The following is a 25,468-nucleotide window of genomic DNA, read 5'->3' as shown; positions in this document are numbered from 1 at the left end:
TGTGACATGGTTTTACAATTTGCAAATTAAATCAATTAATTCTTTTTATTATTGGTTTATCGTGTAAAACAATAAACGCGTTTTTGTATTTTTGCACGGAATTTAAAATATTAAGCATGTTAACAGTATCAAATTTGTCAGTACAATTCGGAAAAAGAGTATTGTTTGATGAGGTGAATACAAAATTTACGCAAGGAAATTGCTACGGAGTTATTGGAGCAAATGGAGCAGGTAAATCTACATTTTTAAAGATTATTTCTGGAAAAATGGAAGCTACTTCTGGTCACGTTAGTTTAGATCCAGGAAAGCGTATGTCTGTATTAACTCAAAATCACTACGAATTTGATGAGTACACTGTTTTAGAAGCTGTTTTAATGGGTAACAAAGAGTTACACAAAATTAAAACGGAAATTGATGCTTTATATGCAGATTACACAGATGAAAATGCTGAGAAAATAGGGGAATTACAAGTAAGGTTCGAAGAAATGGACGGATGGAATGCCGATTCTGCTGCTGCAACCATGTTATCTAATTTAGGAATTAAAGAAGATTTACATTACACTTTGTTGGCTGATTTAGATGGTAAAATCAAAGTACGTGTGTTATTAGCACAATGTTTATTTGGAAACCCTGATGTGTTGATTATGGATGAGCCTACCAACGACTTAGATTTTGAAACCATTGCTTGGTTAGAAAACTTTTTAGCTAATTACGAGAATACCGTAATTGTAGTATCGCATGACCGTCACTTTTTAGATGCTGTTTGTACACATATTTCAGATATCGACTTTGGAAAAATTAATCATTTCTCTGGAAACTATTCTTTTTGGTATGAATCTTCTCAGTTAGCAGCAAAACAACGTCAACAAGCTAATAAGAAAGCTGAAGATAAAAAGAAAGAATTAGAAGATTTTATTCGTCGTTTCTCTGCAAACGTAGCAAAATCTAAGCAGGCCACTTCTCGTAAAAAGATGATAGAAAAGTTGAATGTTGATGAAATTAAACCTTCCAGTAGAAGATATCCTGCTATTATTTTTGATAGAGATAGAGAAGCAGGAGACCAAATTTTAAACATAGAAAACCTATCAAAATCTTTTGAAGGAGAGGTTTTATTTAGTGGAATAGATATTAACTTATCTAAAGGAGATAAAGTACTAGTCGTATCTAAAAACTCCAAAGCAGTTACCTCATTTTACCAAACAATTATGGGGAACGAATCTGCTGATACTGGAGAATATAAATGGGGAATTACAACCAATCAGTCTTATTTACCATCAGACAACTCAGAATTTTTTGTGGATGAAAATTTAGATTTGGTAGATTGGTTACGTCAATACGCAAAAACAGAAGAAGAAAGAGAAGAGGTACATTTGAGAGGTTTTTTAGGGAAGATGATTTTTAGTGGAGAAGAGGCTTTAAAAAAGTGTAATGTACTATCTGGAGGAGAAAAAGTGCGTTGTATGTTATCTAGAATGATGATGACCAGAGCTAACGTGTTGGTACTGGATGAACCTACAAATCACTTGGACTTAGAATCTATCCAAGCATTAAACAATTCCCTAAAAAACTTTAAAGGAACGGTGTTGTTTTCTACGCATGACCACGAATTTGCACAAACAGTAGCTAACAGAATTATAGAAATTACACCAAAAGGAGTAATTGATAAATACGCAACTTTTGATGAGTATTTAGAAGATCCTAAAATTAAAGAGTTAAGAGCTAAAATGTATCAAGCTTAATCCTTTAATAAATAATGTAAACAAAAGCCTTTGTAAAATTTTACAAAGGCTTTTGTTTTTTAGTTTTCTGTACATCAAAGTATGGCTCAAAGTATTTTTGTAGCGTAAATTTTCTATCCTCAAACTTTTCAGTTAGGAGTTTGAAATGTAAAATTCTGTCAATTCTAAAAGACCTGTATTCGTTTCTTAGATAACACCAAGCTACCAATATCCATTTTTGCTGAGTAGAATAAAAAGCATAAGGTTCTATTTTTCTAATGGTAGCCTCTACATCATCTGCTTTTTTGTAATGAATCTCAACATAATTCAAGTGAGTAATAGCCAGTTGTATTTCAGACAAGGCATTGCTGTGTATGTTTTCGTTGTAATGCTCATCAAAAACATAAATTTTATCATTCAGAACTTCACTTTTTTCTAATACAGAAGTTTTAAAGACAGATTTGATTTTGGTTAAAGCCTCTTTAAAGTCGTACATAAAAGAAGTATCCTTGGTTTGTTTAACTAAGTGTTGTGCTGTAATTAACGCGTTGGCTTCCTTTTCGGTAAACTGAACAGGAGCTACTTGATAGCCGTCCATTAGAGAATACCCTTTTCCCTCTATGGAATATACAGGTACACCCGCATTTTCCAGCTTTCTTATATCTCTATAAATAGTTCTAATACTTACATCGTATTTACGAGCGAGTTCTGTGGCGGTTAAAATTCTTTTTGATTTTAACTGCGTGAGAATAGAAATAAGTCTAGATAACTGAGACATGATAACAAAGATAGCGAACTGATAGCCAAATCGCTATCTAGTTACAGGTTAGTTCCAAGAATGTAAAGCCAATCTATTACCTTCCGAATCTATAAATTGGGCCATAAACCCATTCTCTCCAATATCTGTTTTAGGTATGGTTACTTTACCTCCAGCAATTTTCACTTTTTCTAATGCAATAGCTAAATCATCTCCGCCGTTTAAATACATAGTTGGGCCGTCTGTAGTGGGTTTTAACCCTTCCATTTGTGCCAAGCCTCCACCAACACCATCATTTTCTTTGTCGTAAGGAAACATACCATATTTTATGTTTTGTTCTGGCATATGATGATCTTCAATTTCAATGTCTAAAACAGTTGTATAAAACTTTTTAGCTCTTTCGTAATTAAGTACAGGGATTTCAAACCAATTGATTGCATTTTTCATTTGATGGTATTTTTTTAATTAAACGTACTTACAAAGTTATAAATGAGGATGACTAATAATGTCAGGGGTACATTTTAATTTAAAAAATAATGGAAATGATTTGTTTTTAGGGTTGAAGATTTATTCAAATTATAGTTTCTTTTAAACAGTCTAAACCTTTATTTTTGAAACCTATGGTGCAAGAATTATCAAGATTATCAAAAAGGTTAGAGGGAAGCTTAAAATATGACGAGCTGCATAAAAGTATTTATGCTACCGATGCCTCTGTGTATAGAAAAACACCAATGGGTGTTGCTTTCCCTAAAACGATTGATGATATTAAAACAATTATTGATTTTGCAAGCAAGAATAGGATTTCATTAATACCTCGTACAGCAGGAACATCCCTGGCTGGACAATGCGTAGGAGACGGATTGATTGTGGATGTTTCTAAGCATTTCACCCAAATTATTAGCTACAACAAAGAATTAAAGCAAATTACCGTTCAACCTGGAGTCATAAGAGATGATTTAAATAGATATGTAAAAAAAGAGGGCTTGTTTTTTGGGCCCAATACTTCTACTGCCAATAGATGCATGATTGGCGGAATGGTAGGGAACAACAGTTCGGGAACTACTTCTATTCGTTATGGAGTAACCAGAGACAAAGTAATAGCGTTAAAAGCTGTATTGAGTGACGCTACTGAAGTAACCTTTACGACTATCGATATAAAAACTTTTCTAGAAAAAACGACATTAAAAACACTAGAAGGCAAAATTTACAGGGATATACTCGCTATTTTTTCTGAAGTAGAGGTGCAAAAAGAGATCAGGAATAAATACCCTAAGCCAGAAATACATAGAAGAAATACGGGATATGCCATAGACGATTTGTTAGATTTTAAATTGTTTGGAGGAGAAAATGAGACAATTAATTTAGCAAAAGTTCTTTGTGGTAGCGAAGGTACTTTAGCTTTTACAACCGAAGTAACTTTGCAATTAGATGTATTACCTCCAAAGCACAATGTAATGGTGGCCTCTCATTTTAATTCGGTACAAGAGTGTATGGAATCTGTAGTGGTGGCCATGGAGCATACTTTGTATAACTGTGAGTTGATGGATAAAATTATTTTGGACTGTACCAAGTCCATTCGTTCACAACAAGAAAATAGGAGTTTTTTACAAGGAGACCCCGCAGCTATCCTGATGCTAGAAGTAGCCGCAGACACTATAGAATTAGCGCAGCAACAAGCAGATGATTTGATAAATTCTTTAGAATTAAAGGGGTATGGATATGCGCATCCCAAAATTTTAGGAAATAAAATAAATGGAGTACACGAACTTAGAAAAGCAGGTTTAGGAGCCTTAGGTAACTTGGTAGGAGACAAAAAAGCCGTAGCCTGCATAGAAGACACGGCTGTAAGTTTGAGTGATTTGCCTCAGTTTATTGCTGAGTTCACAGCTATGATGAAAACCTATAATCAAGAGGCTGTTTATTATGCACATGCAGGAGCGGGAGAAATTCATTTAAGACCTATTCTAAACTTAAAATCTAAAGGTGATGTTGTGCTATTTAGGGAAATTACTACACAAGTAGCTCATTTGGTTAAAAAATTTAAAGGTTCTTTAAGTGGAGAACACGGAGATGGAATTGTAAGATCTGAGTTTATTCCCGTGATGGTTGGAGATAAAAATTACCAAACATTGAAAGCGTTTAAAGAGTTATTTGATCCTCATTACATTTTTAATCGAGGTAAAATTGTCAATCCATATAAAATGGATGAAAACTTGAGGTATGAAGTAGATAGACTAGAGCCAAAAATTGAAACGTTACTAGACTTTTCTAAAAGCGAGGGAATTTTAAAACTAGCGGAACAGTGCAATGGTTCTGGAGATTGCAGAAAGTCTGTATCAGCTGGCGGAACCATGTGTCCGAGTTATCGTGCTACAAAAGATGAAAAAGATACTACTAGAGCTAGAGCAAATGCTCTAAGAGAAGTGTTAACTAACAATAAACAAGCAAATAAGTTTAATAGTGACACTTTAAAACAGGTTTTTGATTTGTGTATTGGTTGTAAGGCTTGTGCTAGTGAATGTCCGAGCAACGTAGATGTGTCTAGTTTAAAGGTAGAATTTCTGTATCAATATCAAGAGGCCAATGGTTATGCTATTCGGAACAGGTTGTTTGCAGGAGTAACAAAAATTAATCAAAGAATAGCTTCGTTTTCAGGTTTATCAAACAAAATTAACAACACCAAACTTGTAAAAAAAATATTGGGAGTAAGCGTGAAACGTAACTTGCCAGAGCTACATAGAACTACATTAAGGCAGTGGATTAAAAACAATAGGACTCGTTTAAAAATCCATCAACCCAAAAAGAGCATTTACTTTTTTAATGATGAGTTTACCAATTTTTACGATGTGCAAATTGGTATGGATACAATTGAATTATTAACAGATTTGGGCTACCAATGTTTGTTTATAAACCATGAGCAGAGCGGACGAAGTTATATTTCTAAAGGTTTTCTAAAGGAAGCTAAAAAAGTAGCAGATATCAACGTAAAGATGTTTGCTAGCATAGTGAATAGCGATTTTCCATTGATAGGATTAGAGCCTTCGGCTATTTTAAGTTTTAGAGATGAGTATCTAAAATTAGCTACAGATAAAGAATCAGCCCAAAAAATAGCAGAACATACCTACACGATAGAAGAATTTATCGCCAATGAAATTGAAAAGGGAAATATTAAAGCCTCTTCTTTTGTGTCAGAGCATAAGGTAGTTAAAATTCATGCGCATTGTCATCAAAAAGCGCTGAGTCATAGTAAATATACTTTTGATATGTTAAACATTGTACCTAATTACAAAGTAACCGTATTAAGCACGGGATGTTGCGGTATGGCAGGTTCTTTTGGATATGAACAGGAGCATTACGATGTTAGTATGCAAATGGGAGAAGATACATTGTTTCCTAAAATAAGAAATATGGATAATGGAACTATTATTGTGGCTTCTGGTACTAGTTGTAGACATCAAATAAAAGATGGAACAAATAGAGAGAGTCTACATGCTGTTACAGCCTTAAAAAATGCTTTGTTATCCAAATAAATAATTGGATTTAAGATAAGCTAAATTTCTTATATAAAGAAATTGATTTCTAGTACTTTAGATTTAAAAATAGAAAAATATTAAACTAGATTCCTTAATTCTTCAATCACATCATCAATTTCCTCAATAGTTGTAAGCTTAGAAAAAGAAAAGCGAACAGAGGTGTTTTGCTGTTCGACATCACTTAAAAAACTTTGTAAAACGTGTGACCCTTTGTGCGCTCCACTTTGACAAGCTGAACCTCCAGATACGGCAATCCCTTTTAAATCTAACTGAAATAAAAGCATTGGGAGATCTTTGTTAAAACGCACGTTTACAACCGTATGAGTACTTTGTGTAACGTCTCCAGAAACTCCGTTTAAAGTGATAGTAGGAATTACTTTTTTCAATCGTTCTATAAAATGTTGTTTTAGTGTTTGCAAATAAGCAATATCATCTTTTAAATTTTGTAGACAAAGGCTAAGTGCTTGCTGCATTCCTACAATAGCAGCCGTATTTTCAGTGCCAGCTCTGGTACCTCTTTCTTGTTCTCCTCCCAATATTTCTGGATGAATAGCCGTTCCTTTTCTAAAAAAGGCAAACCCTATGCCTTTAGGTCCATGAAACTTATGAGCTGCAGCAGCAATAAAATCAATATCTAAATCATTTAGGTTGAGATTAAAATGACCAATCGATTGAACGGTATCACTATGAAAGTAAGCTTTGTAGCGTTGTTTAAGCTCAATTACTTTGTTGAGGTCTAAAATACTTCCAATCTCGTTGTTTACGTGCATTAGAGAAATTAACGTTTTTTGAGGTGTGTTGGCTAACAACTCCTCTAAATGACGATAATCTATGGTTCCATCAGATAAAATATCAACATAAGAAACTGCTACCCCTTTCTTTTCTAAAAACTCCACGGTATGTAAGACAGCGTGATGTTCTATTTTGCTTGTGATGATATGTTCTACCCCAAGGTGATAAACTGCGTTTTTTAAAATTAAGTTATCTGCTTCGGTTCCCCCAGATGTATATACAATTTCTGAGGTAGTACAACTTAAATGTTGAGCTATTTGTTTTCGAGCATTTTCTATAACAGCTTTTGACGACCTACCAAAACTATGAGTAGAGGAGGGGTTACCAAAAGTGTGCTCCATGGTTTCCATCATCACCTTAACAACTTCTGGAAACATGGGAGTGGTGGCTGCGTTATCTAAATAAACTCGTTTCATATTCACAAAAGTACTATTATCTAAAGAAATACAAATTCAAAATTATTTACAATTTGTCAGTTTTTACTCTATGGCATTAAAGTTGTCAAATTAAAGTATAGTAGATAATAGACTCGTGTTTTTCTGTATATTTGCACTTTTTAACAAGTCAACAATACTTGTCTATTGTCACATTGACATAATTGAACTTATGAGTAAATACGAAAATATAAAAATAGACACTTTGTCTATGCATAATATGATTGATGAAGATTCTGAATTGATTCCTCTGTTAACACCAGAAGATGAAGAGGAAATGAACAAGGAATTAGTGCCAGAAATACTGCCTATTTTGCCTTTACGTAACACCGTATTGTTTCCAGGAGTTGTCATTCCTATTACAGCTACGAGAGACAAAGCCATCACCTTAATCAAAGAAGTAAACAAAGGCGATAAAATTTTAGGAATTGTAGCTCAGAAAGATGCGGCCAACAAAAATCCTCAGTTTGATGATATTTACCACACAGGTGTAGTTGCTCAGATTTTGCGAGTATTAAAAATGCCTGATGGTAACATTACGGTCATCATTCAAGGAAAAAAACGCATTAAGCTAAATGAGGGGATACAAAATGAACCTTATATTAAAGCGACCACTGTAGAAATGATTGACGATTTGTTTGTAGAGGATACAAATGAATTTAAGGAAATTATTAAAACAGTTAAGGAAACAGCTTTAAATGTGATTGAAGAAAATCCTAATATTCCAACGGAAGGAACTTTTGCGATCAAAAATATTCAAAGTAATTCGTTTTTAATCAATTTTATCTCTTCTAATATAGATTTATCTGTTAAAGAAAAACAGGAGTTGTTAGAGGTTAATGGACTAAAAGATAGAGCAATTGCTACGCTTAAAAAGCTGAACGTAGAACTGCAACGCTTAGAACTACGCAATGATATTCAGAATAAAACTAGGGTAGATTTAGATCAGCAGCAAAAAGAATATTATTTACATCAGCAATTAAAAACTATTCAGGAAGAATTGGGAGGAAGCTCTCACGAAACTGAAATTCAGGAATTGTTAGAAAAGGCCAAAGAAAAAAAATGGTCTAAAGAGATCAAAGACACTTTTGAAAAAGAGGTGGCTAGAATGAAGCGTTTGAATCCTCAAATGCCAGAATATGCAATTCAGCGTAATTATTTGGAATTGATGCTGGAATTGCCTTGGAACGTTTACACCAAAGACAAATTTGATCTTAAAAAAGCGCAAGATGTTTTGGAAAGAGATCACTTTGGCTTAGAAAAAGTGAAAGATAGAATTATAGAGCATTTGGCAGTTTTAAAGTTAAAAGGAGATATGAAATCTCCAATTATATGTTTGTACGGACCTCCAGGAGTTGGTAAAACTTCTTTAGGTAAGTCTATTGCCGAGGCTTTGGGTAGAAAATATATTCGCATGGCCTTAGGTGGTTTGCGTGATGAGTCCGAAATTAGAGGGCATAGAAAAACTTACATAGGAGCCATGCCAGGTAGGTTGATTCAGAATATTAAAAAAGCAGAAACTAGTAATCCTGTTTTTGTTTTAGATGAAATTGATAAAATGGCATCGTGTATTCAAGGAGATCCATCTTCTGCCATGTTAGAAGTGCTAGATCCTGAGCAAAATTCTGCTTTTTACGATAACTTTTTAGAGATCGGTTACGATTTGTCTAAAGTGATGTTTATAGCCACTGCCAATAGCATTGGGGACATTCCTTGGGCTTTGAGAGATCGTATGGAAATGATTAATGTGTCTGGTTATACCATTGAAGAAAAAATAGAAATAGCCAAAAGACATTTATTGCCAAAGCAGTTAAAAGAACACGGTTTAAAAGCAAGCCACTTAAAAATAGCTAAAACCTGCTTAGAGTTGGTGGTAACAGGCTATACGAGAGAGTCTGGAGTTCGTAATTTAGAAAAAGTGATTGCTAAATTGGTTAGATATGCTGCCAAATCTATTGCCTTGGAAGAGGAATATGAAGTAAACTTATCAGAAGAAAAAATTAAAGAGGTTTTAGGGCCTGCTAGACTAGAACGAGATAAATACGAGAATAATGATACTGCTGGAGTTGTAACAGGGTTGGCTTGGACCAGTGTTGGGGGTGATATTTTATTTATCGAATCTATTTTATCAAAAGGAAAAGGATTATCTATTACAGGTAATTTGGGAAATGTGATGAAAGAATCCGCCACCATTGCTTTAGAATATATTAAAGCCAATGCAGAGCAATTGGGTATTAAGCAAAAAATACTAGAGGATTACAAAGTACACGTACACGTACCTGAGGGTGCAACTCCAAAAGATGGCCCAAGTGCGGGTATCACCATGTTAACTTCTTTGGTATCGAGCTTTACGCAACGAAAAGTAAAATCTAAAGTAGCGATGACTGGGGAAATTACCTTGCGAGGTAAAGTATTGCCAGTTGGTGGAATTAAAGAAAAAATATTAGCTGCAAAAAGAGCCAACATCAAAGAAATTATTCTTTGTGAAGCCAATCAGAAAGATATTGAGGAGATTAAGGAGTCTTATGTAAAAGGACTCAAATTCCATTACGTATCAGAAATGCAAGAGGTCTTGGAAATTGCTTTGACCAAACAGAAAGTTAAAAACGCTAAAAAATTATAAAACATAAAAGCCTCTAGAAAAGTAGAGGCTTTATAATTTTTTGTTAGGATTACTTATAATGGCTGATACTTTCTTTAATTACCTTTTGTAAGGTAGCTACTTCGCTATTAGGTCCAATCGTTAATAATTTAGGTCCTGTGATGGGAATACCATTAAAAGGTCTAATAAAAACTTGACCATCTGGAGTTCGCTCAAAATAGGTGTAATGATCTTCTGTACCAATTTTAGTACAACCCTTTACTCTTAGCATACTCTTATCTAACGCCTCACAAATATAATTGATGCAGTTAACACTAGGCAAGTTGGGTAAATCACAAGAACAAGAAGACCAATGTGATTTTTGGTGAGATAGTGTCTTGGCTTTATTTTTTGAAGGGACGAGTTGTGTAAGAAGAGATGTGTTTAAATCGTCAATAGTTAAAATTGTAGCCAAAGGATTTAGTCTTGCAATTTCTTTGCAAACAGATGATTGTCTTTTACTTGTGGTGTTCTCAAGATGTGTAAGAATAATTAAAGATGATACTTGAATTTGATTTGACTCCAGATCGTTGTGTTCCAATCTCTTTTGCCAATTTTTTACATCTACTACTGATATTTGAACAGGAGGTAGAAATCTGTCATCTAACCCAACGCTTAAAAACTCCATCAAAGTACAAGCATCCGAAGTACCATTGGCTTCAATAAAAGTAATTCCGTTGGCTCTCTCAGGAACGCGATTTACATAATCTCTTAGTTCATTAATTCCGCTGCAACAAATACAACTCCCTGTTAGAGCTTTAATCTTTTTTAGAGGAATTTTATCGGTTAACCCATTGGCATCAAGGTGGGCATTTTCATAATCGTTTAAAATCACAAAGGGTTCCCAGCCTGCATTTGTATATTTGATGATCAAGTGCCTTAAAAGTGTGGTTTTACCAGCTCCTAAAAATCCTACGATTGTAATAATTGACTCCATACTGCTACTAAAATTATTTTATTGATAACAGCATTTATCTGCTTTACATTGACAGTATTTTATGTTGATGAGGTGAAATAGTGAGAGTGAAATGGCAGCTACATACGTAGCGATTTCTGGTAGCGTAAGTAGTTGAAACTGCTCGCTAACAATTAATAGGGTTAATACTATCCAATTCATCCACAAGGTTATTTTCATGATTTTTTTTGATGTGTTTTTTACTGAATGAATAATTGCTACGAAAGAAATCATCAAAAACAAATAATCTAAATTTTTCCACCATAAAGGACTTGATTCACACTGATGAACTCCACAAGTATGAGCAATAAATAATAAAGGAGTTGCCAAACAGTGTATAACACACAAGCTGCTAGCTATCGCTCCCAATGTGTCTGGTTTTTGTAGGATTAATTTTATCATATAATTTACGTTCTTGCAATTTTGTTGCAAATGTAACTATATAATTATTAAATGCAACAATGTTGCGTTTAAGTATTTTTAAGATAAGTCCAATTTGTGAAAATTACTTTTTTCTGAATGAGCGTTTTTTGTGTTTTTTTGCTAGGGCTCTTAATTGATTTACAAGAGGTGTGTCTTCTATATCAACTGCAAGTAAGAATTTAATAAGTTCCTTACGGGTCTCAACTTGCAATGTGTAAAGACCATTTTCAACACTTGACAAATCAAGAGTATTGTTTTCAGATTTATCAGCTTTAATGAGGTTGTCATTTAAATCATACAAAGTGTATGAAAGGTCTTTGTGATTTTGGTTTACATGTTTGTTCAAATCTATAAGGAGATTTCGTTTTGAAGTAATGATCTCTAAATTTGAAACATGTTTTGCTGCTGAGTGGCCTCTAAAAATTTTAAAATAATAGTTCTTTTCTGCTTTTTTTAGCCACTTCTTTGCCTTTGAGGGTTGATGGGTAGCTTCGTATGACTTAGATAAATAATACATTGCGTATGAGTTATCTTTTTTTATTTTGGTAGCCTGTTTTAAATATCTTTTAGCTTGCTTATAGTCGCCCAACTGGTAATTTATAACTCCTCTTAAAGCTCTAATACCTTTATCTGAAGCTCCGGTAGTTAACTTGTGGAGTGTTTCCTCATTATTAAAACAAATTTCTACATGAGTTAATGCTTTATTATAGTTCCCTAGATTCAGATGAGTTCTTGCTAAACCCCAGTTAGCAAAGGTGTGTTTGGGGGCTCTACTAGTGGTTTTATACAAATAACTAAGTGCTAGATCGGGGTAATTGTACTGAGAAAATGATGAGCCCAAATTATAAACAAGTCTTCCTTCTACAGGTAGTTGTTGGTATGCTTCGAAATGATAATGCAAAGACTTATTCTCATCTCCTAACTTAGCATATACAGATGCTAAACTATCGTAACAAGTGCTTAATAGTTTTCGAAAGTCGTAATCTGATGTACTTTTGTTGTCGGACTCTAAATATACTCTGACCAAGTTTAGTTCATATTCTGCAAGTATTAAATTATTTAAGTAACTTCTATGTGAAGCTCTAGCAATACGAAGTCTGTTGTTATTAGGGTTTTTCTGAATAGAATTGTTTAGGTATTCAATTCCTTTTACTTTAGCTAGAATATATTCTTTGTTTTTGCAAGTATAAACGAGATTTAAATCCTCTCTAGAAATCAGTTTTCCATGAAAGAATTCCCATTCGGTCATCACTTTTCCTTCTTGAGTATACTTAAAAGCTTTACCATGAAAAAGCTCCCTATCATCATAATAAAATTCTTCGTTAATTTTACCATTTTTATAATATACCTTAGTACTGTCTTTTTTATTGTCTGAATTGAACCACGTTTTTAAACTTACTTTGTGGTTTTTAAAGCGGTTAGTTTTTGTTTTTTGAGCACATAAGTTGGTTGCTAGTAATAAAATAATCAACTTTACAATAAAGCAGTTTTGCATATAAATTCAAGAATTGGTTTGGGAGGTTTAAATTAAACAAAAATTAATTTTATCTACTCATATTTTCTAGCAATGCTAAGAAATCATGCTTTCAATTAAATCTCCCACATAATAAGATACCAATGCAGCAAGTAAACCCAAGATTAAAGTTTCTAAGACCCCTTTCCAGATAGCCTTGTGATTGATGTATGACTTCAAAGATCCGATAATCATAAAACCTAACGCTGTGGAAATAGCAGAGTATAGAAATACGTTTCGTCGTAAAGGACTCATCAAATCTATCACATAGACCAATAAAGGTATAATACCAATCAGTAAGAAAGAAATATAAGTTACTACTCCTCTAGCTACAGGATTGTTATCTTGAATATTTTCTAAATCTTCGTAGGTTTCAGCATTTTTGATTAAGTTTTCTTTTTCTGTTTTTGCAGAAAGATAAGCTCCAATGGACATAGCGAATCCATCAGCAAGTAAGTTTGCAAATCCCAAAATAATAATTACAGAACTATCTAAATTAGCCCCTACAGAACCAGCTACAACGGCAAAAGTAGTTACGCAGCCATCTATACCACCGTATACAAACTCGCCTAAGTATTTTTCGGTTATCTGATAAAACGTAGAGGTCTTATTATTCATAGATTTAAAATTATGAGTGATTATAGTTTTACACTTACAAAGTGTCCTGAAGTCTTTGCGATATCATTTGGATAATTCTCCTTCCGTATTCCGAAGAGTTTGTTAAATAGTGTTCAAACTCTTCATCAGTAAACATTCCAGAAATAAGACCGACATATTGATTTCTTAGATGTTGATTTTTAGAAATGATATTTTTAAGAAACTCCTTTTTTTGATCTTTATCTAAAGCGCTAATCTCAAAATTTGAATGTTTAAGATAACTACAAAATAAGGCTATAATCAGATTGTGTTGCATTTTAATAACAGGTCTTAACACACCATTCTGAAATTGTTCTACAGTAAACATATTATCATTTACAACTGCATTGGCTATAGTAGGTCTTAAATCTTGTTTTGTCATTTTCTAAAATATAGAATTATTTAATTCACTTGTTAACCTTTCTAAAAAAGCCATTCCTTTGGTAGAGTTTCCTTTTCTATTGAGTTTTGGACTAAACACAACAACAGAGTACAAACCAGGATGCACAGCAATAATACCTCCACCAACACCACTTTTACCAGGTAAACCTACTTTGTAAGCAAATTCTCCCGCTTCGTCGTAAAAACCACATAATTGCATAATTGCATTAATTCGTCTATTTCTACTAGGTGTTAAAATTTGTTTATTTAAACTTGTGTGTAGTCCATCAAAAGCACTAAATAAAAATGATTTGGATAGTTGCGCGCTAGTCATACTCACTGAGCACATCATAAAATAAAAATCCATCACTCTATCAATATCATTCTGAATATTACCAAAGGATTTCATCAAATTAACCAATGAGTAGTTTCGATAGGCTACAGATTTTTCTGAAGTAAACACACTCATATCGTAGTTAATGCTTTTATCCTGTGCCAATTCTCTAATAAAAGTGATGAATTCTTCTTCTGGATTTTTTAGATGACTAATGAGGACATCTGCGATAACAATAGCACCAGCGTTGATAAAGGGGTTTCTAGGAATTCCCTTTTCTAATTCTAATAAAATTAATGAGTTGAAAGCCGTTCCAGAGGGTTCAACATCTACACGCTTCCATAAATCATCTCCTAGAATATTATAGGCCATAATTAATGAAGGCACTTTGGAGATACTTTGAATAGAAAAAGGAACTTCTGCATCACCCAAATTTACTTGAGTGCCATTTAAACAAGTTAAACTAACCCCAAACAAATTTTCGTCAACATTGGCTAGTTCAGGAATGTAAGTAGCTTTATTACCAGTATCTATAAAATTATTAAAGTCTTTAAAAATAGCGTTCAATACTTTTTCGTGTGAAATCATTAGGCAAGCTTTTCTTTTAAAAATTGAGCAGTGTAAGAATCTTCATTTTTGATTAACTCTTCTGGAGTTCCCATGAATTGTACGTTTCCACCGTTTTTCCCTCCTTCTTTACCGATGTCAATAATGTAATCGGCACATTTTATAAAATCTATATTGTGTTCTATAACAATTAATGAATGTCCGTTGTCAATTAAGGCATTCATAGAAGTTAAAAGCTTTTTAATGTCATGAAAATGCAAGCCTGTAGTGGGTTCATCAAAAATAAAAAGGGTTGTGTCTTGCCTGTTTCCTTTGACCAAGAAAGATGCAAGTTTGATGCGTTGTGCTTCTCCACCAGATAGGGTAGAAGAAGATTGTCCTAAGGCAATGTATCCCAGCCCAACATCTTGTAAAGGCTGTATTTTTTTACATATTTTTTCTTGATTATTTTCTGTAAAAAACTCGAGAGCTTCATCAATGGATAAGTTTAAAATATCATCAATGTTTTTGCCGTGAAACTTTACCTCTAAAATTTCTTTTTGAAAGCGTTTTCCTCCACAAGTTTCACAAGGCAAATGCACATCTGCCATGAACTGCATTTCTATGGTAACTTCACCTTCTCCCTTGCAAGTTTCACATCTTCCACCGTCTACATTAAAAGAAAAGTGTTTGGGTTGATAATTTCTAGTTTTAGCCAAATTTTCGTTGGCAAAAACAGCACGAATATCATCGTATGCCTTGATATAAGTTACAGGATTTGAACGAGAAGATTTACCAATTGGGTTTTGGTCTATAAATTCTACATTTTTAAGACTATCCAAATGACCTTTTACCTTTGAAACTTCACCCACTTTATTTCCTTTGCCAAAAAGATGTTTTTGTAGGGTAGGATATACGATTTCTTTAACTAATGTACTTTTACCACTCCCAGAAACCCCTGTGATAACAGATAAACTATTCAACGGAATAGTAACATCAATATTTTTTAAATTGTTTTCTCTAGCTCCTACAATTTCTATCTGCTTTTTAGATTTCCTTCTTTTTTTAGGAATTTCAATGATGTCTTTACCACTTAAATAATTGGCAGTATGTGTGTTGTATTTTACAATTTCATCAAAAGTACCTTCTGCAACCAATTCTCCTCCAAAAACACCCGCATCGGGTCCGATATCAATAATATAATCGGCCTGCTTCATAATGTCTTCATCGTGCTCCACCACAATTACGGTATTTCCTAAGTCCCTTAACTGCTTTAAAACTTTAATTAAGTTTAAGCTATCCTTTGGGTGCAAACCAATGCTGGGTTCATCTAAAATATACATAGAACCTACCAAACTACTACCTAGTGAAGTGGCTAGATTGATACGCTGACTTTCTCCACCAGACAATGTGTTAGAAGCTCTATTTAAAGTAAGATAGCCTAGACCTACGTTATCTAAAAATTGTAATCGATTGTTAATTTCTACGAGCAAACGCTTTCCTATAGCTTCATCGTACTTATTGAGTTTGAGGTTTTTCATAAAAACGGTAATCTCATCAATAGGCAAATTGACAAGGTCAGTCATGTTTTTACCTTCTATAAAAACATGCTGAGTTTCGGGTCTTAATCTAGTACCCTCACAAACATGGCATTTAGTCTTACCTCTGTAACGGGAAAGCATTACACGAAATTGAATTTTATAACTTTTCTCTTCAAGATATTTAAAGAATTGGTGAACTCCCTCAAAGGATTTAGTTCCGTTCCACACCAAGTTCTTCTGCTTTTTAGTTAACTCAAACCAAGGTTTGTGTACGGGAATATCATATTCAAAAGCGTGGTCTATAAGCTTATTTTTGTATTGAGATGCGCTATCGCTTTTCCAAGGGGCAATACAGTCTTCGTAAATGGATAATGAGGTGTTGGGAATTACCAGTTCTTCATCAATACCAATTACGTTTCCGTAGCCCTCACAAGTAGGACATGCTCCATAGGGATTGTTAAAACTAAAAAAATGCGTATTGGGCTCAAAAAAAGTCATTCCGTCTAACTCAAATTTGTTGCTAAATTCGCGTGTAGTTTTTTCACTAATGTTCTCTAAATTAATAATGCCTTTTCCTTCATAAAAAGCAGTTTGTATGGAATCTGCCAAACGATTGTAATAATCTTCATCCTCTTTAACCACTATTCTATCAACAACTAGTTGTAGCTTTGTCTTTTTGGTGATTTTTTTAGTATCAACTTCCTCAATTCTAAAAGTTTCATTGTTAACTTTCAGTCTTGCATATCCCTGTTGTACTAATATTTGTAACGCTTTATCTGCATCTCTTTCTCCTAATTCATAAGGAGCTAGTAACAACAATTTGGTGTTTATTTTAAGACCTTTTAAATATTTAATAACATCTGAAACAGTTTCTTTTTTAACCTCGTTGCCAGAGATAGGAGAGATGGTTTTACCAATACGAGCAAATAAAAGTTTAAGGTAATCGTAAATTTCTGTAGTGGTACCTACAGTAGATCTTGGGTTAGAGGAATTTACTTTTTGTTCAATGGCAATAGCAGGAGCAATCCCTTTAATATAATCTACCTTTGGCTTATTAAGTTTTCCTAAGAATTGACGTGCATAAGAAGATAGACTCTCTACATATCTTCTTTGCCCTTCTGCATATAAAGTATCAAAAGCTAAACTAGATTTTCCAGAACCTGACAAACCCGTGATTACTACGAGTTTGTTTCTTGGAATAGCAACATCTATATTTTTTAAATTATGGAGAGCCGCTCCTTTAATAATAATATGTTCTTTAGGGGATAATTGCGCTATGGGTGACTTCATATAATTGATTTCGTATAAACGTAAAATTAACTGTTTTTAACAACATTAATCATATTAATTTGTATAAAACCTTAGCATTAATAAGTCTAAATAGTAATATTTTGAGTTTTTTTTTGTAATATTGGAATCTAACCAAAATCGGAATGCCTATACTTTAAAACTACTTAATATTTAAAACAACATTATGATGAATTCATTACATCTTAAAAAAGATGGAGAACTAGTATCTAGTTACATAAAAGGAAATGAATCGTGTTTATCAGTATTAATAGAAAGGCATCAACAAAGAATATTTGGTTACATATTATCTAAGACAGCTAATAGAAACTTGGCTGATGACTTATTTCAAGATACTTTTATTAAAATAATCAATACCTTAAAAAGAGGTAAGTATAATGAAGAAGGTAAGTTTTTACCTTGGGCATTGCGCATAGCTCATAATCTAACGATGGATTATTATAGAGATAAGAAGCGTAAAAAGACCAAATACGCTACAGATGATTATGATGTTTTAGACTTTATAGGTTTAGAGGATGTTAATGCAGAAGAACGTATAGAGCACGAACAAACGTTAAATAAAGTAGTGGATTTAATTGCTACTTTACCAGAAGACCAGCAACAGGTTTTAAAAATGAGAATTTTTATGGGGCTCAGTTTTAAAGAAATTGCAGACCAGACCAATGTAAGCATCAACACGTCTTTAGGAAGAATGAGATATGCATTGATTAATTTGAGAAAGATTATAGAAGAGAAGGAGATAATTTTATCGAACTAAACAATAAACCCATATTCAATACGTTTTTTTATAAACTAAACTTGTTGAGTATGACAAAAAACTACTTAGAGTCTTCTTTTAATAAGAAGCAAAATTTGGAGGTAAACCCAAAAAAACAAACGATTTCTTTTTTATTAAGTTATTCTCAATCTTTTAAGATAGAACAACAAAGTAAACACATTAAAAACATAAGGCTTGACAAAAATTAATGTCAAGCCTTATGTTTTATTTTTGTTTTTTTAAAATAATCATTAATTACGGTTTTTCTACCAATAGTTTTGGTAATAATGTCATTTTCTAAATTCCAACCTCTAGCGGGGCAATATTCTCTACCGTAAAAAATAATTTGTAGATGTAATTTGTTCCAAGTGTGCTTTGGGAACAATCTTTTGGCATCTTTTTCTGTTTGTTCCACGCTTTTTCCATTACTCAATCCCCATCTAAACATGAGTCTATGGATGTGCGTATCTACAGCAAATGCAGGAATGTTAAATGCCTGACTCATGACTACACTGGCAGTTTTATGCCCAACAGCTGGTAGTTCTTCTAAATCTTTAAAATTGGCAGGAACTTGTCCATTGTGTTTTTCAATCAAAATTTTAGATAAACCATAAATACCTTTAGATTTCATAGGAGAAAGTCCCACAGGTTTAATGATGTCTCTAATTTCTTCAATGCTCAACTTTACCATATCATAAGGGTTATCTGCTTTGGCAAACAACTTGGGAGTGTAAATGTTAACTCTTTCATCTGTACTCTGCGCAGACATTAAAACAGCAATGAGTAAAGTATAAGGATCTTTATGGCTTAAAGGAACGGGAGTTTCAGGATATAGTTTCTCTAAGGTGTCTAGTACAAATTGTACTTTTTCTTGTTTTAGCATGTAATTAAATTTGTCCTTAAATAGTTGCCACTATGTTAATGTATTAATTTCTAATTTTTCCTATAGGAAGCTAATAAATTATGAATAAATTTTAGCTTGTGGTACACTGCTTGAGGGATAACAAAAGGATATATATCTGGCAATCCCATAGATCTGTTTAGGCTATTGGCCATACAAGTTAAAGATACACTTGCTTCAAATATTTTATTGATTTTTTTAGTTGCATATGGATCAGGACATTGATAAGTAACTTGTTTTCCAAGCGCATTAAATTTTTGTTGAAACGAAACATCAAAAGAATGAGCAGTTTCTAAAGTGTCCATCATATGTAAATAATGTGCCCATGTTTCTGCCCAATCTTCCCATGGATGAGAACTTGCATATTCACTAATAAAATTGTGATTCCAGTTCTTGGGAGCTCCGTTTTTATAATGCTTTTTTAAAGATTCAGCATAACTTATTCTTTCATCTCCAAAAATACCTCTAAATTCATTTATGTTATGTTCATCAAATAAAAGTTCCCAATAATAATGTCCTATTTCATGTCTAAAATGCCCTAAAAGAGTTCTGTAGGGTTCTTCCATTTTTTTACGTAGCTGTTCTCTATGAACAGAATCTGCTTCTGAAAGTAATATAGTGACCACACCGTTTGCATGTCCAGTAACTGCATTGTATTTGTTCTTATCTGATAAAAAATCAAATGCAATCCCATTTTCGTCTTCGAGCTGTGAGATTAACGGAAGTTCTAAATTTAATAGCTGATAGATCAAACGATGTTTTGCTGCTTCTAAATTTTTCCACTTTTTAAAGTTTTCTAAGTTACTACTATTGGGCACTTCTCTGTTTAAAGAACAAGCTGTACATAAATCACTATTACTATTTTCATCAATAAGCCAGTTGCAAATATCTAATTGATAGTTTTTGCACACACGTGCATTTTTCTTTAAATCCTCAAACTTTTTAGTTATGGGGTTGTATATTAATAATGTGTGACATTTTTCACATTGAGTGTTTTCAAAAAACAGAGAAGTACAACAGTTTGGACAGCTAAAAATTTTCATATGGAGTGTATCATTAATTCAATACAGTTGGTTTATTCATCATTAATAAGATGATAAATATAACCTATGTAATATATAAATAAGCAATTCACCATTAAATTTTAGAACGTTTAAATTACTTTTGCCCAATGATTAAAAAATTTGTGCCTGCATATTTGCTAACGTTTGTAAACGTTTTAGGGTTTAGTTTGCTCATGCCTGTTTTACCTTTTGTGGTAGACAGCTATGGGGCTCCCAAATGGATTTTTGGTCTGCTTATCACGTTATATAGCGCTTTTCAGTTTATTGGAGCTCCTATATTGGGAGCCATGTCCGATAACAGAGGAAGAAAACCTATATTGCTCGTTAGCCAAGGAGGAACTTTGTTAAGTTGGATTATTTTTATTTTTGCTATTGCGCTGCCAAAGTTCCCGCTATGGGGAATAGCTTTGCCTTTATGGGTAATAGCATTGTCAAGAATTTTAGATGGTATTACAGGGGGGAATTCGTCCGTTACCAATGCCTACGTAAGTGATTTAACAACTCAAGAGGAGAAATCTTATATTTTTGGATACTTGGGAGGAATCGCTGGAATTGGAATGATTATAGGTCCAGGTTTAGGAGGGCTTACAGCATCTACTTCTATAGGTTATAAAGGAACCATATTAACTTCTATCGTTATATCTGTAATTACTTTGGTTACTATTTTTAAATGGCTAAAAGAATCTCATCCCAAAGCAAATAGAACAGAAAAGAAAAAAATTAATATTGCGGAAGCATTAATTATTCCGTTAAGAGTTAAAAGAGTACAGCCCTCGGCTATTATAAAAGTACTCTTTACTATGAAATTCTTTTTTTCTGCAATGATGGGGTTTTATATAGGTACTATGGCTTTATATTTAATAGATCTTTTTGATTTTAATGTAAAGGAACTAGGTTTTTTTATGTTTATCATTGGGTTGTTTCTGTCTTTCAATCAAGCTTTTGTATCCAAACAGTTCGTAAAGAGAATTGGGCCTTTTAAAACTTTAATGGCAGGATTAATATTTAGTGGTTTGGGTTTATTAGCCATTACATTAACAGAAAATATGTGGTTTTTTATTCCGGCTTATTACATTCTTAATTTAGGACTTTCACTTTGTTTTCCCGTTTTTAATTCTATTATAGCCGTACACGCAGATGCAAAAAAGCAAGGAGAAATTATGGGGATTAGCGAAGCTATTAACTCTTTTTCGATGGCATGTTTTCCTGTGGTATCAGCGTTTATTTATTCTATGATAGGAAGCAATCTATATAGATTTATGATAATATTACCCATGGCAGCATTATTAATGGCTTTTTTCGGAATTAAAAAGTATGGTAAAAAAACGTTTATTAATTAAATAAGAAGAATTCTAAAGAGCAAGTTTTACAATAACGTACTAGCTTTACAAATGTCATTATATATATTTGTTTACGGTAAATATTAAAGTATGGAAATGTTAAAAGTAGGAGATAAAGCTCCAAATTTTGAAGCAATAGATCAGAACGAGAAAACGATAAAATTGAGTGATTTTAAAGGAAAAAAATTAGTTGTTTTCTTTTATCCTAAAGCTAGCACACCAGGTTGTACGGTAGAAGCTTGTAATTTAAGAGATCACTATCAAACCTTTCTAGCGCAAAATTATGAGGTAATTGGAGTGAGTGCAGATTCCGTAAAAAGACAGTCTAACTTTGCCAATAAACAAGAGTTGCCTTTTTCTTTGTTGGCAGATGAAGATAAAAAAGTAATTGAAGCATTTGGAGTTTGGGGACCTAAAAAATTCATGGGAAAAGAGTATGATGGAATTCATAGAACAACTTTTGTTATTGATGAATCTGGAGTGATAGAAGAAGTGATTACAAAGGTTAAAACTAAAGATCACACCGCTCAAATTTTAAAATAAATATATGGATCAAGTAATTCTTGTCAATGAGCAAGACGAGCAAATAGGAGTAATGGAAAAAATAGAGGCACACGAAAAAGCGCTGTTACATAGGGCATTTTCTGTTTTTATTTTTAACGACAAAGGAGAGTTAATGCTGCAACAGCGTGCTGCGGATAAATATCATTCTCCTTTATTGTGGACCAATACCTGTTGTAGTCATCAAAAAGAAGGAGAAAGCAATATAGATGCTGGTAAACGTAGATTACAAGAAGAAATGGGTTTTAGCACCGAATTAAAAGAGGTTTGCTCATTTATTTACAAAGCTCCCTTTGATAACGGATTGACAGAGCACGAGTTTGACCATGTATTGACAGGTTTTTATAACGATGAACCTAATTTAAACCCCAAAGAGGCCAATGCTTATAAGTGGGTTTTGTTAAAAGATGTACAAAAGGATATTAAAGAGAATCCCAACAAATATACGGCTTGGTTTATCATCATTTTTGAGAAATTTTACGATTTTATCAATCAACAATAAATATGAACACCATTAAAAACAAAGCTATTATAGGTTTTATCTTTTCTGTGTTTGCCACTTTAGTGAGTTCGTTATTTAATCATTATTTTAGTTCGTTGAATCATATTATAGCCAATGCCAATCGTATTGGAATTAACTTTATGATATTTTTTTTGATAGGATATGTTGTTTTAGGAAATTTATTAGTTAGAAAAAAACAAGGTTAGCATGGAAATTACTGTACATAGAGTTGCCTATTTTAATGCAGCTCACAGATTGTTTAGAGCAGACTGGAGTGATGAAAAAAATGTGGAGGTTTTTGGAAAATGTAGCAATCCTAACTACCACGGACACAATTATGAGTTGGTGGTGTCTGTAACAGGAGCTGTAGACCCTGAAACAGGTTTTGTGATGGACTTAAAAGTTTTAAAAAGATTGATAAAATCTGAAGTAGAGGATATTTTAGATCATAAAAATTTGAACTTAGAAATTCCTGATTTTAAACAAACAAACCCAACGGCAGAAAACATCTCTATATTTATATGGAACAAACTAAGAATACACATTCCTGAGAAATTAAAATTAGCGGTTACTTTATACGAAACACCAAGGAATTACGTAACTTATTCTGGTAATTAATCTTTATTTATGAAAGTAATAGCAATGATTCCTGCTCGTTTGCAGGCATCTAGATTTCCTGAGAAATTGTTAAAAGATTTGTGCGGTAAAACCGTTATTACTCGCACTTACGAAGCTACTTTACAAACTCAATTGTTTGATGAGGTTTATGTAGTGACAGACAGCGAGAAAATAAAAATAGAAATTGAAAGTAATGGAGGGAAGGTAATTTTAAGCCATAAAGAGCACGAATGTGGTTCTGATAGAATTGCCGAAGCAGCCGATTTGGTTTCTGGAGATATTATCATCAACGTTCAAGGAGACGAGCCTTTTACAAGAAAAGAACCCTTAAAAGATTTAATTGAAGTTTTTAAGAACGATATTCACGGAGAAATTGCTGTTGCATCTTTAGTACACACGATGGACGATTGGGAAGAGATAGAAAACCCTAACAATGTAAAAGTAGTTTTAGATCATAATTCTTGTGTGATGTACTTCTCAAGATCTCCGATTCCTCACCCACGAGATCAATCGATTCATACGACTTATTATAAGCATATCGGAATTTATGCTTTTAGAAGATACGCATTACTGAATTTTCCTAAAATGAAAATGTGTCAGAATGAAGCTACCGAAAAGTTAGAAGGAATAAGGTTTTTAGAGCACGGAATGAAAATGAAAATGGTAGAAACTCCTTACAAAGTAATAGGAATTGATACCGCTGAAGACTTAGAAAAGGCAAAATCTATTCTTAAAAATGGATAATATCAAAGTAATTGCTTTTGATGCTGATGACACTTTGTGGGTAAACGAACCCTACTTTAGAGAAGCCGAAGCCCAATTTGCCCAGTTACTTTCTAATTATGAGACCGAAAATAAAATTCACCAAGAGCTTTACAAAGTAATCGTTAGGAATATAAGTTTGTACGGTTACGGAGTTAAAAGTTGTATTTTATCCATGATTGAGTGCGCTACAGAATTGTCAAACAATCAACTACCAGCGCATATATTTCAGCAAATTTTAGAGATTGGTAAAACGATGTTAACTAAGCCTATTGAATTGCTACCTGGAGTGGTAGAGGTATTAAAATATCTATCTCCAAAATACAAACTCATTGTGCTAACCAAAGGAGATTTGTTAGATCAAGAGAAAAAATTAGAAAAATCGGGGTTGTTACCTTATTTCCATCACATTGAGGTGATGAGTGAAAAGAATCCCGAAAATTATCAAAAGATTTTAAAACGTTTAGATATTGACCCAATTCATTTTTTGATGATTGGAAATTCCCTAAAATCAGATGTTTTACCAGTTATTAAAATAGGAGCAAAGGCTATTCACGTTCCTTTTCATACAATTTGGAAGTTTGAGACTGTTGTTGATGCTAATAAACATTTTAATACCTACCAAACATTAACATCTGTTGATCAAATTGTTGAAATTTTATAATTTATAGTAATTTTTTACGTTTATATAGACATAAGTATGGAGTTAGCTCCTATATTTATCCCGAAAAAAAAATGAAGATGGCGAGAGAAATGTACTCTTATACCCTTACCGTGCTAGAAAAAGTTAGTTTTGATGTGGATTTATTTATTAATGAATTACATAAAGCTTTACAAAGATTGTTGCCTCACGAAATAAGTGAGTTAAAGTTATGGTTGCATAAATTTGTTTTTATGAACCCGCACTTAGAACGAGCGAAATTGGTTATTCAACATCAATTGCAATAAATAAAAAACATAGTCTTTAACTTTCTAAAACAAAATGTTTTTTACATTTGCACAATCATGTTTAAAAAGTTTTTTATCATACTACTTTTAACCGTTCTAGCGGCTCGACCTACTTATTTTGTAGGAACGGTAGTATACTATGAGACTCACTTAAATGAAATTGTCGAAAAATACTGTGTTAATAAAGATAAGCCTCAATTGCAATGTAACGGTAAATGTCATTTAGCAAAGCAATTAACTCAAGCAAACTCTGATGACACTTCTGTAGAGGCCAACCTAGACAATATCAGTACGGCTTTTTTTCCTGTTTATTTTCACCCGATACCCCATGTATCATTGGAGTTAAATTCAAAATATTTATCCTGTGTAAACTTAAATTACACTCAGTTTTATCATTATTTGTTAGTGTCAGATAACGATAGACCTCCCATTTCTTAATGTTATTTTTAGTGTTTTGTAAAATCAGAAAAACTCTGATTTTATACGTTCGTATGCACAATTTG

26 protein-coding genes are annotated in these 25,468 nt (G+C 33.0%); 14 read left to right on the top strand and 12 right to left on the bottom strand.

What is annotated here, in order from left to right; genetic code table 11:
* The first annotated feature begins 116 nt into the window (after positions 1-116).
* On the top strand, positions 117-1,739 hold the full coding sequence (locus tag ACXGQW_RS01845; RefSeq protein WP_457823410.1) for an ABC-F family ATP-binding cassette domain-containing protein: 1,623 nt from the start codon (positions 117-119) through the stop codon (positions 1,737-1,739).
* A 40-nt stretch (positions 1,740-1,779) separates the two neighbouring features.
* Here the strand turns inward: ACXGQW_RS01845 and ACXGQW_RS01840 are convergent, their stop codons facing one another.
* Positions 1,780-2,496 (bottom strand): helix-turn-helix transcriptional regulator, encoded by a 717-nt coding sequence (locus tag ACXGQW_RS01840; RefSeq protein ID WP_457823409.1) that lies wholly within the window; start codon positions 2,494-2,496, stop codon positions 1,780-1,782.
* 48 nt (positions 2,497-2,544) lie between these two features.
* Positions 2,545-2,922: a VOC family protein gene (locus tag ACXGQW_RS01835; RefSeq protein WP_457823408.1), complete on the bottom strand. Its 378-nt coding sequence runs from the start codon at positions 2,920-2,922 to the stop codon at positions 2,545-2,547.
* Positions 2,923-3,095: 173 nt separating this feature from the next.
* Here ACXGQW_RS01835 and ACXGQW_RS01830 point away from each other — a divergent pair, with 173 nt between their 5' ends.
* Positions 3,096-6,005 (top strand): FAD-binding and (Fe-S)-binding domain-containing protein, encoded by a 2,910-nt coding sequence (locus ACXGQW_RS01830; RefSeq protein ID WP_457823407.1) that lies wholly within the window; start codon positions 3,096-3,098, stop codon positions 6,003-6,005.
* A gap of 80 nt (positions 6,006-6,085) precedes the next feature.
* Here the strand turns inward: ACXGQW_RS01830 and ACXGQW_RS01825 are convergent, their stop codons facing one another.
* Complete coding sequence (locus ACXGQW_RS01825; protein ID WP_457823406.1) at positions 6,086-7,216, bottom strand: cysteine desulfurase family protein; 1,131 nt, start codon at positions 7,214-7,216, stop codon at positions 6,086-6,088.
* A gap of 190 nt (positions 7,217-7,406) precedes the next feature.
* On the opposite strand from ACXGQW_RS01825, the gene lon reads away from it, so the two are divergent.
* Positions 7,407-9,857, top strand: a complete 2,451-nt coding sequence (lon, locus tag ACXGQW_RS01820) for an endopeptidase La (RefSeq protein WP_457823405.1) — start codon at positions 7,407-7,409, stop codon at positions 9,855-9,857.
* 49 nt (positions 9,858-9,906) lie between these two features.
* On the opposite strand, the gene ACXGQW_RS01815 is transcribed toward lon, so the two are convergent.
* From ACXGQW_RS01815 to uvrA, 7 genes are all read right to left on the bottom strand, one after another.
* Positions 9,907-10,812 carry a GTP-binding protein gene (locus ACXGQW_RS01815; RefSeq protein ID WP_457823404.1) on the bottom strand — a complete coding sequence of 302 codons (906 nt, stop codon included), beginning with the start codon at positions 10,810-10,812 and terminating at the stop codon, positions 9,907-9,909.
* Positions 10,813-10,830: 18 nt separating this feature from the next.
* Positions 10,831-11,232, bottom strand: a complete 402-nt coding sequence (locus tag ACXGQW_RS01810; protein WP_457823403.1) for a MerC domain-containing protein — start codon at positions 11,230-11,232, stop codon at positions 10,831-10,833.
* Positions 11,233-11,335: 103 nt separating this feature from the next.
* Positions 11,336-12,724 carry a tetratricopeptide repeat protein gene (locus tag ACXGQW_RS01805; protein WP_457823402.1) on the bottom strand — a complete coding sequence of 463 codons (1,389 nt, stop codon included), beginning with the start codon at positions 12,722-12,724 and terminating at the stop codon, positions 11,336-11,338.
* 99 nt (positions 12,725-12,823) lie between these two features.
* Complete coding sequence (locus ACXGQW_RS01800) at positions 12,824-13,384, bottom strand: VIT1/CCC1 transporter family protein (protein WP_457823401.1); 561 nt, start codon at positions 13,382-13,384, stop codon at positions 12,824-12,826.
* Between the two features lie 34 nt (positions 13,385-13,418).
* Entirely contained in the window at positions 13,419-13,784 is a 366-nt protein-coding gene (locus ACXGQW_RS01795) for a glyoxalase (protein ID WP_457823400.1), read from the bottom strand.
* Between the two features lie 3 nt (positions 13,785-13,787).
* Complete coding sequence (locus ACXGQW_RS01790) at positions 13,788-14,702, bottom strand: glutaminase (RefSeq protein WP_457824208.1); 915 nt, start codon at positions 14,700-14,702, stop codon at positions 13,788-13,790.
* 2 nt (positions 14,703-14,704) lie between these two features.
* Positions 14,705-17,494: an excinuclease ABC subunit UvrA gene (gene uvrA / locus ACXGQW_RS01785; protein ID WP_457823399.1), complete on the bottom strand. Its 2,790-nt coding sequence runs from the start codon at positions 17,492-17,494 to the stop codon at positions 14,705-14,707.
* 187 nt (positions 17,495-17,681) lie between these two features.
* On the opposite strand from uvrA, the gene ACXGQW_RS01780 reads away from it, so the two are divergent.
* A complete protein-coding gene (locus ACXGQW_RS01780) occupies positions 17,682-18,269 on the top strand; it encodes an RNA polymerase sigma factor (RefSeq protein ID WP_457824207.1) in 588 nt (195 codons plus the stop codon).
* A 50-nt stretch (positions 18,270-18,319) separates the two neighbouring features.
* Entirely contained in the window at positions 18,320-18,478 is a 159-nt protein-coding gene (locus ACXGQW_RS01775; protein ID WP_457823398.1) for a hypothetical protein, read from the top strand.
* A gap of 2 nt (positions 18,479-18,480) precedes the next feature.
* Here the strand turns inward: ACXGQW_RS01775 and nth are convergent, their stop codons facing one another.
* Both nth and ACXGQW_RS01765 read right to left on the bottom strand, forming a co-directional pair.
* Entirely contained in the window at positions 18,481-19,152 is a 672-nt protein-coding gene (nth, locus tag ACXGQW_RS01770) for an endonuclease III (RefSeq protein WP_457823397.1), read from the bottom strand.
* Positions 19,153-19,202: 50 nt separating this feature from the next.
* Positions 19,203-20,213: a zinc-binding metallopeptidase family protein gene (locus ACXGQW_RS01765; RefSeq protein WP_457823396.1), complete on the bottom strand. Its 1,011-nt coding sequence runs from the start codon at positions 20,211-20,213 to the stop codon at positions 19,203-19,205.
* A 128-nt stretch (positions 20,214-20,341) separates the two neighbouring features.
* Here ACXGQW_RS01765 and ACXGQW_RS01760 point away from each other — a divergent pair, with 128 nt between their 5' ends.
* From ACXGQW_RS01760 to ACXGQW_RS01720, 9 genes are all read left to right on the top strand, one after another.
* Positions 20,342-21,574, top strand: coding sequence for an MFS transporter (locus ACXGQW_RS01760; protein ID WP_457823395.1), 1,233 nt, complete (start codon positions 20,342-20,344; stop codon positions 21,572-21,574).
* Between the two features lie 90 nt (positions 21,575-21,664).
* Positions 21,665-22,117 (top strand): thioredoxin-dependent thiol peroxidase, encoded by a 453-nt coding sequence (bcp, locus tag ACXGQW_RS01755; protein WP_457823394.1) that lies wholly within the window; start codon positions 21,665-21,667, stop codon positions 22,115-22,117.
* 4 nt (positions 22,118-22,121) lie between these two features.
* Entirely contained in the window at positions 22,122-22,637 is a 516-nt protein-coding gene (gene idi, locus ACXGQW_RS01750) for an isopentenyl-diphosphate Delta-isomerase (RefSeq protein ID WP_457823393.1), read from the top strand.
* Positions 22,638-22,639: 2 nt separating this feature from the next.
* The gene (locus ACXGQW_RS01745) at positions 22,640-22,843 is read left to right on the top strand and encodes a hypothetical protein (RefSeq protein ID WP_457823392.1); all 204 of its coding nucleotides are present in this window, start codon (positions 22,640-22,642) and stop codon (positions 22,841-22,843) included.
* A gap of 1 nt (position 22,844) precedes the next feature.
* Complete coding sequence (locus ACXGQW_RS01740; RefSeq protein WP_457823391.1) at positions 22,845-23,255, top strand: 6-pyruvoyl trahydropterin synthase family protein; 411 nt, start codon at positions 22,845-22,847, stop codon at positions 23,253-23,255.
* Positions 23,256-23,264: 9 nt separating this feature from the next.
* Positions 23,265-23,999, top strand: a complete 735-nt coding sequence (gene kdsB, locus ACXGQW_RS01735) for a 3-deoxy-manno-octulosonate cytidylyltransferase (protein ID WP_457823390.1) — start codon at positions 23,265-23,267, stop codon at positions 23,997-23,999.
* On the top strand, positions 23,992-24,681 hold the full coding sequence (locus ACXGQW_RS01730; protein ID WP_457823389.1) for an HAD family hydrolase: 690 nt from the start codon (positions 23,992-23,994) through the stop codon (positions 24,679-24,681). The genes kdsB and ACXGQW_RS01730 overlap by 8 nt, the downstream gene beginning before the upstream one ends.
* 71 nt (positions 24,682-24,752) lie before the next feature.
* Positions 24,753-24,965 (top strand): hypothetical protein, encoded by a 213-nt coding sequence (locus ACXGQW_RS01725; protein ID WP_457823388.1) that lies wholly within the window; start codon positions 24,753-24,755, stop codon positions 24,963-24,965.
* Between the two features lie 57 nt (positions 24,966-25,022).
* On the top strand, positions 25,023-25,403 hold the full coding sequence (locus ACXGQW_RS01720) for a hypothetical protein (RefSeq protein ID WP_457823387.1): 381 nt from the start codon (positions 25,023-25,025) through the stop codon (positions 25,401-25,403).
* The last annotated feature ends 65 nt before the right edge of the window (positions 25,404-25,468 follow it).

It is taken from the genome of Wenyingzhuangia sp. IMCC45533 (genome assembly GCF_054111225.1).
The sequence above is the reverse complement of the archived record's forward strand: the minus strand, read 5'-3'. Positions and strand labels throughout refer to the sequence as shown.

Bases quoted from the DNA above. Each gene is read 5' to 3' on its own strand.
- ACXGQW_RS01845 (WP_457823410.1), top strand. From the start codon at position 117: ATGTTAACAGTATCAAATTTGTCAGTACAATTCGGAAAAAGAGTATTG.
- ACXGQW_RS01840 (WP_457823409.1), bottom strand. From the start codon at position 2,496: ATGTCTCAGTTATCTAGACTTATTTCTATTCTCACGCAGTTAAAATCA.
- ACXGQW_RS01835 (WP_457823408.1), bottom strand. From the start codon at position 2,922: ATGAAAAATGCAATCAATTGGTTTGAAATCCCTGTACTTAATTACGAA.
- ACXGQW_RS01830 (WP_457823407.1), top strand. From the start codon at position 3,096: ATGGTGCAAGAATTATCAAGATTATCAAAAAGGTTAGAGGGAAGCTTA.
- ACXGQW_RS01825 (WP_457823406.1), bottom strand. From the start codon at position 7,216: ATGAAACGAGTTTATTTAGATAACGCAGCCACCACTCCCATGTTTCCA.
- lon (WP_457823405.1), top strand. From the start codon at position 7,407: ATGAGTAAATACGAAAATATAAAAATAGACACTTTGTCTATGCATAAT.
- ACXGQW_RS01815 (WP_457823404.1), bottom strand. From the start codon at position 10,812: ATGGAGTCAATTATTACAATCGTAGGATTTTTAGGAGCTGGTAAAACC.
- ACXGQW_RS01810 (WP_457823403.1), bottom strand. From the start codon at position 11,232: ATGATAAAATTAATCCTACAAAAACCAGACACATTGGGAGCGATAGCT.
- ACXGQW_RS01800 (WP_457823401.1), bottom strand. From the start codon at position 13,384: ATGAATAATAAGACCTCTACGTTTTATCAGATAACCGAAAAATACTTA.
- ACXGQW_RS01795 (WP_457823400.1), bottom strand. From the start codon at position 13,784: ATGACAAAACAAGATTTAAGACCTACTATAGCCAATGCAGTTGTAAAT.
- uvrA (WP_457823399.1), bottom strand. From the start codon at position 17,494: ATGAAGTCACCCATAGCGCAATTATCCCCTAAAGAACATATTATTATT.
- ACXGQW_RS01780 (WP_457824207.1), top strand. From the start codon at position 17,682: ATGAATTCATTACATCTTAAAAAAGATGGAGAACTAGTATCTAGTTAC.
- ACXGQW_RS01775 (WP_457823398.1), top strand. From the start codon at position 18,320: ATGACAAAAAACTACTTAGAGTCTTCTTTTAATAAGAAGCAAAATTTG.
- nth (WP_457823397.1), bottom strand. From the start codon at position 19,152: ATGCTAAAACAAGAAAAAGTACAATTTGTACTAGACACCTTAGAGAAA.
- ACXGQW_RS01765 (WP_457823396.1), bottom strand. From the start codon at position 20,213: ATGAAAATTTTTAGCTGTCCAAACTGTTGTACTTCTCTGTTTTTTGAA.
- ACXGQW_RS01760 (WP_457823395.1), top strand. From the start codon at position 20,342: ATGATTAAAAAATTTGTGCCTGCATATTTGCTAACGTTTGTAAACGTT.
- bcp (WP_457823394.1), top strand. From the start codon at position 21,665: ATGGAAATGTTAAAAGTAGGAGATAAAGCTCCAAATTTTGAAGCAATA.
- idi (WP_457823393.1), top strand. From the start codon at position 22,122: ATGGATCAAGTAATTCTTGTCAATGAGCAAGACGAGCAAATAGGAGTA.
- ACXGQW_RS01745 (WP_457823392.1), top strand. From the start codon at position 22,640: ATGAACACCATTAAAAACAAAGCTATTATAGGTTTTATCTTTTCTGTG.
- ACXGQW_RS01740 (WP_457823391.1), top strand. From the start codon at position 22,845: ATGGAAATTACTGTACATAGAGTTGCCTATTTTAATGCAGCTCACAGA.
- kdsB (WP_457823390.1), top strand. From the start codon at position 23,265: ATGAAAGTAATAGCAATGATTCCTGCTCGTTTGCAGGCATCTAGATTT.
- ACXGQW_RS01730 (WP_457823389.1), top strand. From the start codon at position 23,992: ATGGATAATATCAAAGTAATTGCTTTTGATGCTGATGACACTTTGTGG.
- ACXGQW_RS01725 (WP_457823388.1), top strand. From the start codon at position 24,753: ATGAAGATGGCGAGAGAAATGTACTCTTATACCCTTACCGTGCTAGAA.
- ACXGQW_RS01720 (WP_457823387.1), top strand. From the start codon at position 25,023: ATGTTTAAAAAGTTTTTTATCATACTACTTTTAACCGTTCTAGCGGCT.